Source organism: Nocardia abscessus (assembly GCF_015477775.1).
In the GTDB taxonomy this organism is placed as follows: Bacteria; Actinomycetota; Actinomycetes; order Mycobacteriales; family Mycobacteriaceae; genus Nocardia; species Nocardia abscessus_A.
This window is the reverse complement of record NZ_JADLQO010000004.1, coordinates 479901-493791: the sequence shown is the minus strand read 5'-3', so window position 1 is coordinate 493791 and position 13891 is coordinate 479901. Positions and strand designations below refer to the sequence as shown.

10 protein-coding genes are annotated in these 13891 nt (G+C 68.2%); 5 read left to right on the top strand and 5 right to left on the bottom strand.

All coding sequences use genetic code 11. The features are described 5' to 3' along the window. Nucleotides 1-184 precede the first annotated feature (184 nt). The 3 genes from IU450_RS15200 to IU450_RS15190 all read left to right on the top strand — a co-directional run bounded on the left by IU450_RS15200 (nucleotide 185) and on the right by IU450_RS15190 (nucleotide 3775). Entirely contained in the window at nucleotides 185-1075 is an 891-nt protein-coding gene (locus tag IU450_RS15200) for a glycine betaine ABC transporter substrate-binding protein (RefSeq protein WP_195150427.1), read from the top strand. A gap of 496 nt (nucleotides 1076-1571) precedes the next feature. Further along, on the top strand, nucleotides 1572-2282 hold the full coding sequence (locus IU450_RS15195) for a PadR family transcriptional regulator (RefSeq protein ID WP_195150426.1): 711 nt from the start codon (nucleotides 1572-1574) through the stop codon (nucleotides 2280-2282). Nucleotides 2283-2293: 11 nt separating this feature from the next. After that, complete coding sequence (locus tag IU450_RS15190) at nucleotides 2294-3775, top strand: DHA2 family efflux MFS transporter permease subunit (protein WP_195150425.1); 1482 nt, start codon at nucleotides 2294-2296, stop codon at nucleotides 3773-3775. Between the two features lie 100 nt (nucleotides 3776-3875). Here IU450_RS15190 and IU450_RS15185 read toward each other — a convergent pair whose 3' ends face one another. The 5 genes from IU450_RS15185 to IU450_RS15165 all read right to left on the bottom strand — a co-directional run bounded on the left by IU450_RS15185 (nucleotide 3876) and on the right by IU450_RS15165 (nucleotide 10922). After that, nucleotides 3876-5543, bottom strand: coding sequence for a molybdopterin-dependent oxidoreductase (locus tag IU450_RS15185; protein WP_195150424.1), 1668 nt, complete (start codon nucleotides 5541-5543; stop codon nucleotides 3876-3878). Between the two features lie 170 nt (nucleotides 5544-5713). Then, nucleotides 5714-7507, bottom strand: a complete 1794-nt coding sequence (locus tag IU450_RS15180) for an AMP-dependent synthetase/ligase (RefSeq protein ID WP_195150423.1) — start codon at nucleotides 7505-7507, stop codon at nucleotides 5714-5716. Between the two features lie 118 nt (nucleotides 7508-7625). Further along, nucleotides 7626-8543: an alpha/beta hydrolase gene (locus tag IU450_RS15175; protein WP_195150422.1), complete on the bottom strand. Its 918-nt coding sequence runs from the start codon at nucleotides 8541-8543 to the stop codon at nucleotides 7626-7628. Between the two features lie 22 nt (nucleotides 8544-8565). After that, the gene (locus IU450_RS15170; RefSeq protein ID WP_195150421.1) at nucleotides 8566-9396 is read right to left on the bottom strand and encodes an SDR family NAD(P)-dependent oxidoreductase; all 831 of its coding nucleotides are present in this window, start codon (nucleotides 9394-9396) and stop codon (nucleotides 8566-8568) included. Continuing rightward, nucleotides 9393-10922 carry a flavin-containing monooxygenase gene (locus IU450_RS15165; protein ID WP_195150420.1) on the bottom strand — a complete coding sequence of 510 codons (1530 nt, stop codon included), beginning with the start codon at nucleotides 10920-10922 and terminating at the stop codon, nucleotides 9393-9395. Before IU450_RS15165 ends, IU450_RS15170 begins: the two co-directional genes overlap by 4 nt. Before the next feature lie 70 nt (nucleotides 10923-10992). On the opposite strand from IU450_RS15165, the gene IU450_RS15160 reads away from it, so the two are divergent. Further along, a complete protein-coding gene (locus IU450_RS15160) occupies nucleotides 10993-11625 on the top strand; it encodes a TetR/AcrR family transcriptional regulator (protein ID WP_195150419.1) in 633 nt (210 codons plus the stop codon). A gap of 167 nt (nucleotides 11626-11792) precedes the next feature. Continuing rightward, nucleotides 11793-13835, top strand: coding sequence for an NERD domain-containing protein (locus IU450_RS15155; protein ID WP_195150418.1), 2043 nt, complete (start codon nucleotides 11793-11795; stop codon nucleotides 13833-13835). Nucleotides 13836-13891 lie beyond the last annotated feature (56 nt).

Genomic DNA, 13891 nt, shown 5'->3' with positions numbered 1-13891 from the left:
CAGCGGGGCGCCGACGCCCGGCGGCATCGGGGATGCGGGTGGATTTCACGAGAGTCCTTCCGACATGACGGCGGTGCGCGGTCTCGGCACCGAGCGGCCGCCGGTACATTCTGGGTGTCCATACTGCCCGCTTCCGGGTTTTTCTGTTGGCTGTGTCGATTCGACGGAGAGTTGGTGTCGCCGGATGGTGTTGGCCGCGTCACAGCGGGTGCTGGCTCGGTTGCTGGTGGTCGTTTCCGTCGCGCTGGTCGTGTCCTGCGGGAACGATGCGGCGGGACCGTCGATCACCGTCGGCGCGGGTGATTCGGTGGAGTCGTCGGTGCTCGCCGAGGTCTATGCGGGCGCACTGGCGCGTACCGGGGCACGCACCGCGGTGGCCGCTCGTCTGGGTGGCCGGGAGGACTACCTCGCCGCGCTGGACGCCGACCGGGTCCAGGTGGTCGCCGAGCACACCGGCGCGTTGCTGACTCATTTCGATGAACACGCGACCGATCGGCTGCCGAAATACGTGGCGAACGCGGTGAGCGCCGCCCTGCCCGAGGGGCTGGTGGTCTCCGACTTCGCCGACGGCGCCGATCTGCGACCGCGGGTGCTGCTCACCGCGCAGGCGGCGGCCCAGGACAAGGTGCGTTCGGTGGGCGATCTCGCGCCACGCTGCGGTGAGCTGACCGTCGGCGTGGCGGTCACGCCCGGCCTGTTGCCGTCGGCCGGGCGCGATCGCGTCGGCGGGTGCGACTTCGCGGCCACCGTGGCGTTCCCGGATCCGGCCGCGCTGCGAAAAGCATTGCTGGACGGCCAGGTCCAGGCCGGTCTGCTCAGCGGTCCGCCCGAGCTGGCGCCCGGCGCGACCGACGGTCTGGCCGTGCTGTCCGACGACGACTATGCGGTGCGCGCCGAGAACGTGCTGCCGCTGTTCCGCAAGGGCATGCTGGACCAGCGCCAGATCAAGAAGCTGAACTATGTCGCGGGTGAACTGAGGACGGACGACCTGGCCGCCATGATCCGGCGCGTCCGGGACGAGGGCTCCGCGCCGGGGGATGTCGCGCGCGACTGGTTGGATCAGCACGCCCTGTAGCCGGTCGGGACCGGTCCGCATCGATACCCCGGTGAGCTCGAGGTCAACGCAAGACTGATGTCGGAAATCGAGCGATAGATGTCGCATCCGACACTGCCGCTCCGGAGAACCCGGGCATAGTCTTCTAGTCGAGCCCTGTGGAGGGCTTCGCGAACATCACTACACAGTCCCGTATCAGCAATGGCGCTGTACCGGGGTCGCCGACGTTGCCGACCTCGCGGCGGGAGCTGATCGAGAGGCCGTCGAGAGTCACATCTCGACGGCCTCTCGTTATTCGGCAGGCATCTACTCGGCAGGCACTGGCAACCCACCGACAAGAGAACTGTGTCGCCCATCACCGGTCGTGCACCCTTGCCGACGGACTGTTCCGCGCCGTATATTCCACGTGGAATATTTAGCGTGGAGCATGTCGCCACCCGCCGATATCGTGCGGGGGCGAGCTCGGCGGGCAGGCGGCCGAAAGGTCGAGACTCATCCTCAACGGAGGTGAACAGGCGTGGGGCAAGGGCAGGCGCATTCATCGGTGACGCCGCTGGCCATCGCGGTGCTCGCGCTGCTCGAGGAGCGGCCCATGCATCCGTACGAGATGTTCCAGACGCTGATCGCCCGGCGGGAGGACAAGCTGGTGAAGGTGCGGCCCGGTTCGCTGTACCACACCGTGTCCCGGCTGGCCGACCAGGAATTGGTCCGCGCCGAGGGCGTCGACCGGGCGGGCAACCGGCCCGAACGCACCACCTACCGGATCACCGGGCGCGGCAGGGACGCACTGCGCAACCGGATCGCCGAGATCGTGCGGCGGCCCGTTCCGGAGTATCCGATCTTCCCGGTGGCGCTGGGCGAAATGCACAACCTGCCCCAGCCCGAGGCGCTCGCGCTGCTGCGCGAACGGATCGGCGTTTTGAAAGCCGAGTTGGCCGACACCGACATGCTGAGTGCGTGGGCGCGCGAGCACGCCGTCCCGCGCCGCTACTGGATCGCCCTGCCCTACCTGCGGGCGATGCTGGCCGCCGAACTGACCTGGGTCGAGGAGTTCACGGCCGAATTGGACAGCGGCGCACTCGAATGGGAGGACTTCGACCCCGAGACCGGCGCTCCCACCGGCTTCGGCGACGCCCCAGAGTCGGCCGACTCCCCCAGCACGACGCCACCGGTGCCGCGCGGCGAGGTGGCGAATTCCGACACAAGCCTTTCGGATAGTCCGAGTTAGGAACGAAACACATGTCCACACCCCGCAATCCGTGGCCTGCGCTATTAGCGCTGGTCGTCGGCTTCTTCATGATCCTGCTGGACATGACGATCGTCGCGGTCGCCAATCCCGCGATCATGACGAGCCTGCACGCCGATATCTCCCAGGTGATCTGGGTGACCAGCGCCTACCTGCTCACCTACGCGGTGCCGCTGCTGGTCACCGGAAGGTTGGGCGACCGATTCGGCCCCAAGAACATCTATCTGATCGGCTTGGCGGTGTTCACCGCCGCGTCGCTGTGGTGCGGCCTGTCCGGCAGCATCGGCATGCTGATCGCGGCGCGCGCCGCACAGGGCGTCGGCGCCGCGCTGATGACGCCGCAGACCATGGCCGTGATCACCAGGACTTTCCCGCCGGACCGGCGTGGCGCGGCGATGGGTCTGTGGGGTGGCGTCGCGGGGCTGGCGACGCTGATCGGGCCGATCCTCGGCGGTGTGCTGGTGGACGGGCTCGGCTGGGAGTGGATCTTCATCGTGAACGTTCCGGTCGGTGCGGTCGCCTTCGCGCTGGCGGTCTGGCTGGTGCCCGCGCTGCCGACCCACGAGCACAAGTTCGACATCCCCGGCGTGCTGCTCAGCGGTATCGGCATGTTCCTGCTGGTGTTCGGCATCCAGGAGGGCAACAGCTACGACTGGTCGTTGCGGATCTGGCTGTTGATCGGTGCGGGTCTGGTGGTGCTCGCCGTGTTCTTGGTCAACCAGGCCAGGAACAAGGGGGAGCCGCTGCTGCCGCTGAGTCTGTTCCGGGACCGCAACTTCGCGCTGTCCAATGCCGCGATCGCCGCGATGGGTGCGGCGGTGACCTCCCTGATGGTGCCGACGTACTTCTACCTGCAGGCCGTGCGGGAGATGTCGCCGACCGAGTCCGCGCTGGTCTTCGCGCCCATGGCGATCGTGACCGGCTTCGCGGCCCCGCTGATCGGCAAGTTCGCCGACCGGTTGCACCCGAGGATCGTGCCCACCATCGGCTTCGCCCTGTTCGCGCTGTCGGTGTTCTGGTTCTCGGTGCTGATGGACCCGCACTCGTCGCTGGCCTGGTTCCTGGTGGCCGCTGGGCTGGCCGGCTTCGCCAACGCCTGCATCTGGGCTCCGCTGGCGGCCACCGCGACCCACAACCTGCCGGTCCAGCAGGCCGGTGCGGGCGCCGGTGTCTACAACACCACCCGCCAGGTGGGCTCGGTGCTCGGCAGTGCGGCGATCAGCGCGCTGGTGGCGGCCAGGATGACGGCGAACGGACTGGGCGGCGGGACCGTCGCCGAGGGCGGCGCGGGCCAGGGCCCGATCCCGGAGTTCGTCAAGGACTCCTTCAGCACCGCGCTGAGCCAGTCCACCCTGCTCCCCGCGGCCATCCTGCTGCTCGGCGTCGCCGCCTCCGTACTGTTCATCCGCCACGGCGCGGCCGCCCCGGCGCAACTCGAGAAAGAACGAGCCACGGCCGACTCCGCGGCGAGCTGACGTCCCGAAACCTCATGCCCCGCAGAAGACGCTCCTCTGCGGGGCATGCTCGTCGGCGCAGCGTCCCGGCTGGCTCGGTTCGGTCGGGAACAGATCGCGCTCAGGCGATCTGGACAGTGACCGAGGGATAGCCGGTGGCGCCGTCGGGGATCACGTCGCGGCGTTCGGCGGTCTGGGTTTCGCCGGTTCCGTCGGTGGCGCGGGCGCGGATGGTGTGCGGGCCGGAGGTGGCATCCCAGTCGAGGACCCACTGGCGCCAGGTGTCGATGGACTGCTCGTCGGAAAGACGGGCCTGCTGCCAGGGGCCGTTGTCGATCTGGACTTCCACGGCGCGGATGCCGCGATGCTGTGCCCAGGTGACACCGGCGATGGGGATGCGGCCGGGTTGGAGGCGACCGCGACCGCGTGGCGTGTCGATGCGGGTGCCGGTCTTGATCGGGCCCAGTGCCGACCAACCGCGCCGGGTCCAGTACGCGGTGGCGCGGTCGAAGCGGGTGACTTCCAGCTCGGTCACCCATTTGGTGGCCGAGACGTAGCCGTAGAGACCGGGCACGACCAGCCGGGCCGGGTAACCGTGCTGCACCGGAAGGGGTTCGCCGTTCATGCCGACAGCCAGCAGGGCGTCGCGTCCGTCGGTGAGCACCGCCAGCGGAGTGCCCGCGGTCCAGCCGTCGGCGCTGCGCGAGAGCACCATGTCCGCATCGGGGTGCGGTCCGGCTTCGGCGAGCAGCTGATCCACGCGGTAGCCGAGCCATCGCGCGTTGCCGATCAGGTCGCCGCCGACCGGATTCGACACACAGGCAAGGGTGACCAGGTGTTCCTCCACCGGACGGTTCGCCAGATCCGCCCAGCCGAGCCGGATTTCGCGGTCGACCATGCCGTGGATGCGCAGCGACCAGCTGTCTTTGGAGACCTGTGGAACGATCAGCGCGGTATCGATCCGGTAGAAGTCGTCGTTGGGAGTCAGGTACGAGGTCAGCCCGGGTACTCGAAGATCGACGCCGGGTGCGAGAGGTTCGGCGGGAGCCGTCGGCTCCGGCAACCGCACCGCGGCGCGTTCACCCGAAACGTCGCTGCGCCTGGCGCCCAGCAGGCGGCCGGTGACCCCGGCGGTTACGGCCGAACCACTCGCTACCATCAGTCCCCGCAAGACCTGCCTGCGCTCCGGAGACGCACCGGTGGCAGAGCCGCCATCGGCGGAAGCGTCGGACACATCGCCGGTGCCCGCGGTGCGCTCGGCGTGACCTCGATGCCTTTCGGCTCCGGAAGTCCGCGACGTTTCCGCCCTGGGCCGGGTCTCGGAATCGACGGTCGAGCGCCCTGCCCCGGCGCGAAGGACTTGTGTCGCGGCGTCGATTCGACGGGTGAGCGCACGCAGCGCGAAGATGCCCACCGCCACACCGACGACAGTCGGCATCGCGGCGGACAGACCCGAACGCGTCACGGCCAGCCATGCCGTGAGGACCCCGAACGCGACGAACAACCACGACCCGGCGGCACGCTCGGTCCGCTCGACCGCTCCTGCCGCCCCGGCGACCAGCACCGCGATCACGCCCATGACCAGGTACAGCACGGCCTTGTCGTTCGTGCCGAAGGTGGTGATGGCCCATTCCCGCAACCCATCGGGCGTGTGGTCGACCACGGCCGAGCCGAGGACATGCAGCGGCGCGTTGTCGGGCCCGAGGAAAGCCGCGAACAGTTCGGCCACGCCCAGCGTCAGCCCCGCCGAGACGATCCCGGCCACCACGCGCAGTCGCAGATCGGCCATGGCATCGAGACTACTGCGGGTCGGCCCCCGCGGCCGGTGACCGATCCACCGGTCCCCGTTGCGGCGTTCACCCCCGTGCCGGACCCGGTCGAGTGCGGGCGACCAGCCCTCGGGAACGCGAAAGGCGCTGTCCGCGAATGGTTCGCGGACAGCGCCTCGCAGCGATCAGCTCAGTTGTAGATGCTCGCCACGTCGTCGGCGTGCTGCTTCATCACGACCGCGCGCTTGAGCGACATCTTCGGGGTGAGCTCGCCGGTCTCCTGGGTCCAGTCGATGGTCAGCAGACGAGTCTTCTTGATCTGCTCGGCGTGCGAGACCTTCTTGTTGGTCTCGGCCACCGCCGCGTCCACCTCGGCGATCAGGTCCGGGTTCTCGATCAGCTTCTCGATCGGGGTGTCGGCGGGCAGGTTGTTGCGTTCCTTCCAGCCGGGCAGCGACTCCGGGTCCAGCGTGATCAGCGCGCCGATGAACGGCTGGCCGTCGCCGACCACCATCACCTGGCTGATCAGCGGATGCGCCCGCAGCGAGTCCTCCAGCAGCGCGGGGGAGACGTTCTTGCCACCGGCGGTGACGATGATCTCCTTCTTGCGGCCGGTGATGGTGATGAAGCCGTCGCCGTCGATGGCGCCGAGATCGCCGGTCTTGAACCAGCCGTCCTCGAATGCCTCCTCGGTGGCCTCCGCGTTGCCCCAGTAACCGTCGAACACGACCGAGCCGCGCAGCAGCAGCTCGCCGTCCTCGGCGATCTTGGCGGCGTGGCCCTCGATCGGGCGGCCGACCGAGCCGACCCGGATCTGCTCCGGGGTGTTGACCGCGATGGCCGCGGTGGTCTCGGTGAGGCCGTAGCCCTCGTAGATGGTCACGCCGACGCCGCGGAAGAAGTGGCCAAGCCGCGCGCCGAGCGGGCCGCCGCCGGAGACGGCCGCCTCGCACTGGCCGCCGAGGGCCGCGCGCAGCTTGCTGTAGACCAGCTTGTCGAACAGCGCGTGCTTGAGCTTCAGCCCGATGCCCGGTCCGCCGTTGTCGATCGCCTCGCTCCACGCGATCGCGGTATCGGCGGCGGCGTCGAAGATCTTGCCCTTGCCGCCGTCGTGGGCCTTCTGCTTGGCGCTGTTGAACACCTTCTCGAACACCCGGGGCACCGAGAGGATGAAGTGCGGCCGGTAGCTGCCGAACTGCTCGACCAGGGTGGACCAGTCGGCGGTGTGCGCGACGATCACCTTCGCGTCGAACGCGGCGAGCGCGACGGCGCGGGCGAAGACGTGCGCCAGCGGCAGGAACATGAGGGTCTTCTTGCCCTCGGTGACGTACTTGTGCAGCGCGATCCGGTCGGACTTGGACTCCGCGTACAGGTTCGCGTGGGTCAGCATGACGCCCTTCGGGCGGCCGGTGGTGCCCGAGGTGTAGATCAGGGTGGCCGGTGACTGCGCGCCGACCTGGGCGCGGCGGTCGTGCACGGCCTGATCGTCCAGGTCGGCGCCGCGACCGATCAGGTCGTCCAGCGCGCCCTTGTCGATCTGCAGGATCTCCCGCAGGTCCGGCAGCGACCCGGCTTCGATCTCATCGATCACCTTGCGGTGCTTGTCGCTGTCCAGGATCAGCAGCTTGGTGGCCGAGTCCTGCAGGATCCACTTGGCCTGCTCGGCGGCGGAGCTGTCGTAGATCGCGACGGTGCAGCCGCCCGCGGCCCAGATGGCGAAATCGAGGACGGCCCATTCGTAGCGCGTCGGAGCCATGATGGCGACGCGATCGCCGAGTTCGAGGCCCGCGGCGATCAAGCCCTTCGCCACGCCCGTCACGGTCTTCGCGAACTCCGCGGCTGTGACGTCCTGCCAGCCGCCACTGCCGTTCGGCACATTGAACAGCACCGCGTTCGGCGCTTGTTCGGCGTGGCGGAAGACGTTGTCGGAATTGTTCGCGTCATCCGGAATGGTGTAGGAAGCCGGGACTTCGAACTCTCGCATCAGTGCCCTTCCACGTGGGTTTACTCGCCAGTAATCTACGACACCTGCGCCAGGGTCGTGAGGTCGACCACCGAAATCGCCTCCGTACATCACCGCAGGGTAGGGACCCGCTCGGATTTCATCCTAGTTCGCGCAGGTCCGCCGGTTGAATCGCTTCGCGCAGGAACTCGGCGAGCTCGCGCAGCGCGGCCGCCGCGGGCGAGGCCAGCGCGGCCTGCAGCTGTGCGACGTGCCACAATCCCTTGCTCTCGGTGAAGCGGACGTGCACGCCCGCCTCGCGCAGCGCGGCGACCAGCGTGACGCACTGGCCGTGCAGCAGTTCGCTGACGTCCACTTGCACGTAAGTCGGCGGCAGGCCGCGCAGTTCACCGGTCAGCGGGGCGTAGGACGGATCGGCCGAGTCGCCCTCGCCCAGGTAGGCGGACGCGCAGGCGCGTGACCACGGCTTGTTGATCACCAGGTCGCGTTCCCGCTCCGGGATCTCGTTCGGGTCGGCCCACGGCGCGATCAGCCCGAGCGCCGCCGGGGTCTGCCCGTGCCGGGCGATCAGGCGTTGCGCGAGGGCCAGCGACAGCCCGCCCCCCGCGGAATCGCCCGAGACGGCGATCCGGCCCGGCTGGAATCCCTCGCTCGCCACGAGTTCGAGGAATGCGGCCTCGGCGTCGTCCAGCGCCGCGGGGAACGGGTGTTCCGGCGCGAGGCGGTAGTCCAGCACGTAGACCGCGTAACCCGTGTCCCGCGCCAGGCGGGCCGCCAGCGAGCGGTGCGTCGCCAGGGAGCCGACCGCATAGCCGCCCCCGTGGAGATACAGGACGGCGCCGTCGCCGGCGGTGTTCGCGAAGCCGATCCGCTCGGCGGGCCTGCCGCCCAGCCGGATGGGTTGCACGACCGCGCCCGCGGGCAGCAGCTGTGCCCGCGAGCTCACGTCGAGCAGTCTGCGCTGCACCGCGAACGGCAACCGCTTGTTCAGCGTCACCCGGAAGATCGGATTCAGTACCGCCCGCGCGAGGGGCAGCGGAAGGTTGATGTCCCGCATCGTCGTGTCTCGAATCCCGGGATCAGGGCAGGAAGCGGCGTTCGACGTTGGCCGCGATCCGCTGGTAGCCCGACGCGGTCACCCGGACGAACAGATCCAGCAGCTTGGCCTCCCAGCCGATCAGCACGCGGCCGTGCCCCTTGCGCACGCCCTCGGTGATGGTCTGCGCCGCCATCTCCGGGGTGTGGATGGCCAGCTTCCTGTCGAACATCGACGCGGCCGACTTGCTGTCGATGCCCTCGGCGTAGGTGGCGTTGCGCGCGACCGCGGTCTTGATGCCGCCGGGGTGCACGCAGGTGACCTTGACCGGGTGCCGCGCGACCAGCATCTCCTGGCGCAGCGACTCGGTGAAGCCGCGCACCGCGAACTTGGCCGCGTTGTACGCGGACTGGCCGGGGATCGCGATCAGCCCGAACAGGCTGGAGACGTTGACGATGTGGCCGTCACCGGACTCGATGACCATCGGCAGAAACGCCTTGGTGCCGTTGACGACACCCCAGAAATCGACGTCCATCACGCGCTCGAAGTCCTTGTACTCCGAGCGGATGACCTCGCCGTGGTGGGCGATGCCCGCGTTGTTGTAGACCTGGTGCACGGTGCCGAAGTGCGCTTTCACCGCGTCGGCGTAGAGGATGACCGCTTCACGTTCGACCACGTTCAGCCGGTCGGACTTGACTTCGGCGCCCAGCTGCTCGCAGCGGCGGGTGGTCTCGGCCAGACCCTCGACATCGATGTCCGACAGTGCCAGTTTGGCTCCGCGCCTGGCCAGATTCACCGCCAGCGCACGACCTATCCCGGAGCCCGCTCCGGTGATCACACAGACCTTGTTCTTGAAGTAAGCGTCACTGCTCACGATGCCACTGCTTTCACATCGGTTCGGGAAATGGAGATGTCGTACGCCGCCACGTCGAAAGTCTTGGTCAGCCTACGGAATTCGAAAGTGAAGTCCGGCCACAGCGTGGTGTTGTTGCCGTGCTTGTCCAGGTACCAGCTCGAGCACCCGCCGGTGAGCCAGACGCTCCCGGCCAGCTTCGCCTGCAGATCCTTGTTGTAGGCATCCTGCACTTCGCGGCGCACTTCCACGGTACGCAGGTCGAGGCGCTCGATGGTAGCCAATGCGTCGGCCACGTAATTGATCTGCGATTCGATCATGTACACCATCGAGGTGTGCCCGAGGCCCACGTTCGGCCCCAGCAGGAAGAACATATTGGGGAAGTTGGCGATCGAAGTGCCCTTGTAGCCCTGCTGGCCGATCTCGTCGAACACCTCCGACAGGGTGCGGCCGTCGCGGCCCGCGATCGTGTCGTAGGTCGGCGAGTCGGTGACGTGGAAGCCGGTCGCCACGATCAACGCGTCGATCTCGCGCTCGGTGCCGTCCTCGGTGACGATCGAGTTCGCGCGCACCTCGGCGATGCCGTCGGTGACCACGTCGACGTTGGGGCGCGACAGCGCCGGGTAGTAGTCGTTGGAGATCAGCATGCGCTTGCAGCCGATCCGGAAGTTCGGCGTGACCTTGGCGCGCAACTGCGGATCGCGGATCTCGTAGCGCAATTTGGCCTTCGCGATGGCTTGGAACAGCTGCATCAGGGCCGGAGCCTTGGCCAGGCCGACCACCTGGGTCTCGCGCGCGGCGTAGATGGCCGCGCGGGACAGTCGCTGCAAGCCGGGCACGTGCTTGAAGGCGAGTCGCTCGGCCTTCGTGTACGGGCGGTCCAGGCGCGGCAGCAGCCACGGCGCGGTGCGCTGGTAGACGTCCAGGTGCCCGACCTGCGCCGCGATGGCGGGCACGATCTGGATGGCCGAGGCGCCGGTGCCGATGATGGCTACCCGCTTGCCGGTGAGGTCGGCGTCGTGGTTCCAGCGTGCGGAGTGGAAGATCTCGCCTTCGAACTCGCCGATGCCTTTGATATCCGGCAGCGCGGGCTCGCACAGCGCGCCGACCGCCGAGACCACCGTGTCGGCGGTGAAGCTGCCCTTGGTCGACTCGATCTCCCAGCGGGAGGTCTCATTGTTCCAGCGGGCGCTGGTCACGTCGCAGTCGAAGATGTGCTTGTCGCGCACGTCGTAGCGCTTGGACACGTCCTGGATGTACTGCTGGATCTCGCCCTGCCGGGAGAACGACCGCGACCAGTTCGGGTTCAGCGCGAACGAGTACGAGTACAGATGCGAAGGGACGTCGCAGGCCGCGCCGGGATAGGTGTTGTCGCGCCAGGTGCCGCCGACATCGCTGCCGCGCTCCAGCACGAGGAAGTCGTTGCGACCCTGCTGGGTCAGCCGGATGGCCAGACCCAGACCCGCGAACCCGCTGCCGATGATGATCGTCCTGGCGTGGCGCGTGGGTCGGGCGGCGACAGCTTTGTCTGTAACCTTGCGACTCATGTAATCGAGACTACGGTGCTATTGAGCACGAGTCAACAGTGTATTGACTTCCGTTCAGTAGGATGTGCTGGTGACCAGAACTCACGGAGACGCCCCGAAGCGCACGCGGCTCAGCCCCGACGAGCGCCGCGAGCAGCTGATCACCTTGGGCGCCAAGATGCTCGGCGAGCGCTCCATCGAGGACATCTCGGTCAGTGAGATCGCCGCCCAGGCCGGCATCTCGCGCGGCCTGCTGTTCCACTACTTCCCGACCAAGCAGGATTTCCAGCTGGCGATCGTGCGACACGCCAACGCCGAACTGCTCGAGCGTGTCGCGCCGGACCGCTCGCTCGGCCTCTTCGAGATGTTGCGCGACTCGATCGAGCGCTACATCGGGTACGTCACCGAGAACCGCACCTCTTACCTCGCGCTCCTGCGCGGCCCGACCAGCGTCAGCCCCGAGTTGGCCCCCTTGGTCGACCAGACTCGCGATGCCATCATCGGGATCATCCTCGCCGAAACGCCCGTGCCGGTCTCCGAGTCCGACCACCCCCGCCTCATGCTCGCCATGCGCGGCTGGATCGCGTTCGTCGAAGAATCCACCCTGACGTGGTTGCGCACCGAACCCGTCTCCCGCGAACAACTCGTCGAACTGCTGGTCGAGTCGCTGATCGCCATAGCCTTCTCCGTCGATCCGGCCCTGGCTTCCGCGCTGCGGGGTTGACGAGTCCCGCTTCGGACGTCGTCACTGTGGCGCTGCCCACACGCCGTACTCCGTATGCCCTTGTGCTGCCAATACCGTGCTCCTACAGTGCCTTTCGATTTTGTGTCGGATATCTCGGCGCATACCGTTGTGGGGTCCATGGTGTGGGACGGCGATGGAGGCCGCCGATGTTGGTCATCAACGAACGAACGACGGCGCCGCGATCCGAGCAGCGTGTGCTCAACTGGATGCGGACCTGGACCGGCCAGTACGTCATTGTGGGACTGGCGATCTCGGGGTGTTACCTACCCGAGCGCGACCGCAAGGACGAGACGCAAGAAGCCGATCTGGTGGTCATCACGCCCAGGGCGGCGGTGGTGATCGAGGTGAAGGGCGCCGTCCCGGAAGCCACGACCGGCGTCCTCTCGGTACAGGCCAACGGGCGCTGGCGGCTGTCCGGCTTCGCGGGCGACCCGATCCACGTGCGCGACAACGACAGCAGCCCGTTCGACCAGGTGACGAGCAACGTCTTCAACCTGAAGGCACTGGTGCGCAAGCACAATGCCGAAGCGTTCGTGGACGGCCTCATCGTGGTGGTGCCGCCCGAGAACTCGAACCTCACGCTGAACGTCGAATCACGGCGGCGCGGTTGCGCAGTGGTCCTCGGCACCACGCCCGTCGACCTTCGCGCCTGGTTCCACCGCACCGCGAGCCGCAAACTCATCTGGACCGCCGAACGCACCCACGCCCTGCTCACCGATCTGAACCTGGGCGACCAGGTCACCGTCGACGACTTGGTGGCGGACGGTTTTCCGCCGGAGCAGAAGCTGCGGGCCGGGACGCTCGCGGCGCTGGACACCGTGACGCGCAAGCCGCGTCCGGATGGCGGCAGGTCTGCCGCGGCCGAGATCATCTCGGATACCGATGACATGTCGGAGAGCTCGGAGGCGCCATCGGCGGAGCTTGCTCCGGAGCCGTCGGATGTGGTTCCCGTTGCGGCGCGACTCACCGCATCCAGTTCGAAGCGAAGCTCTGGGGCGAATGACGGACCGGTCGAAGTAGGTCAGCTCGCGACGGAGTCGGATCGGTCGATGCCACCGCTGTCCGCGATGCCGGTGCGGACGCGAACCGACGATGCGGAACCCGACGCTGCGGGGTTCGATATCTCGGAATCCGAGGAATCGGAGCCCGAGCCGTCGAGGCGATCCGGTGCGGAGAGCGAACAGCGAGCGGACGGATTCTCGTCGACGGATCCGCAGCCGCTCGAATACGTGGATGTTTCCGACGACATCCGAGTGGTGTACGCCGCCGAGTCGCGTCCCGCGCAGGATGCGCCCGCTGCGAGGGTGGTGCAGACGCGACCGGCCGAGCCGGACCCATTCGCACCGGAATTCCTCGCGCCGGAGCCGGCGGCATTCGAGCCTGAGTCGGCCAGTGCGACAGCCCATCCCGATCCGGGCGGCCGCGCACTAACGCACCACGCGCCGCCCTCTCCGGGGTATGCGCAGTCGCGCGATTCGGCGGAAGAGCCAGAGGTCGATGGCGCGGAATGGGCCTCGAAGCCGCCTCGCTCCGAAGGACGGCTCGCGGTCAGGCCCGCCCGAGAGGAAATCGCCGAGCCCGAAGACCATGCGCCGGAACGCTTCACAACCGAGCACGTAGCGTCGAAACGGGCCGCCGCGGCCGCGCCCACCGGCCCGGAACGAACAGAACCCGAGCCCTCGCCCGCCGGCGAGGGACTCGATCCGGTCGCGCGATCAGCGCCGTCGTCGTTCACGGACAACTGGTCGTCGTGGATCGAACCCGCGCCCGACCGACCACTGCGCCCACGGCCCGCGCCCGCACCTCTGCCGAGCAGGCCGGCATCGTGGTCCACGCCCAGTCCCGAACCTCAGCCACTGCGCCGACCCACGCCGACCGCTGTCATCGAGCGCCGTCCACGAATCGCGGATCTGCGGCGGATAACTGCCCTACCCGCACGCGCGGCCGAAAAGCCCCAGCTACGCGGCCACCGTTCGCAGCAGATCGCCGCAGTGGCATTGATCGTGCTCGTCATCGGCACGATCTGGATACTGGCCGCCTCCTGCTCGACCCCCACGGGCGGCGCTGTGCAACAGCCCCAAGCCCCCGTGCCCACCACCGAGGCTGTGCCGCCGCCTCCGCCCGTCACCGAAACCCCGGGCCGCATGAATCTCCTGCCTCTGTGTTCTCCGCTCGACCCCAAGTGCTGATGACGTCATCGAGGCCGATCCGTATCGGCAACCTGAGTCCGCGCCGCCGCTGACGC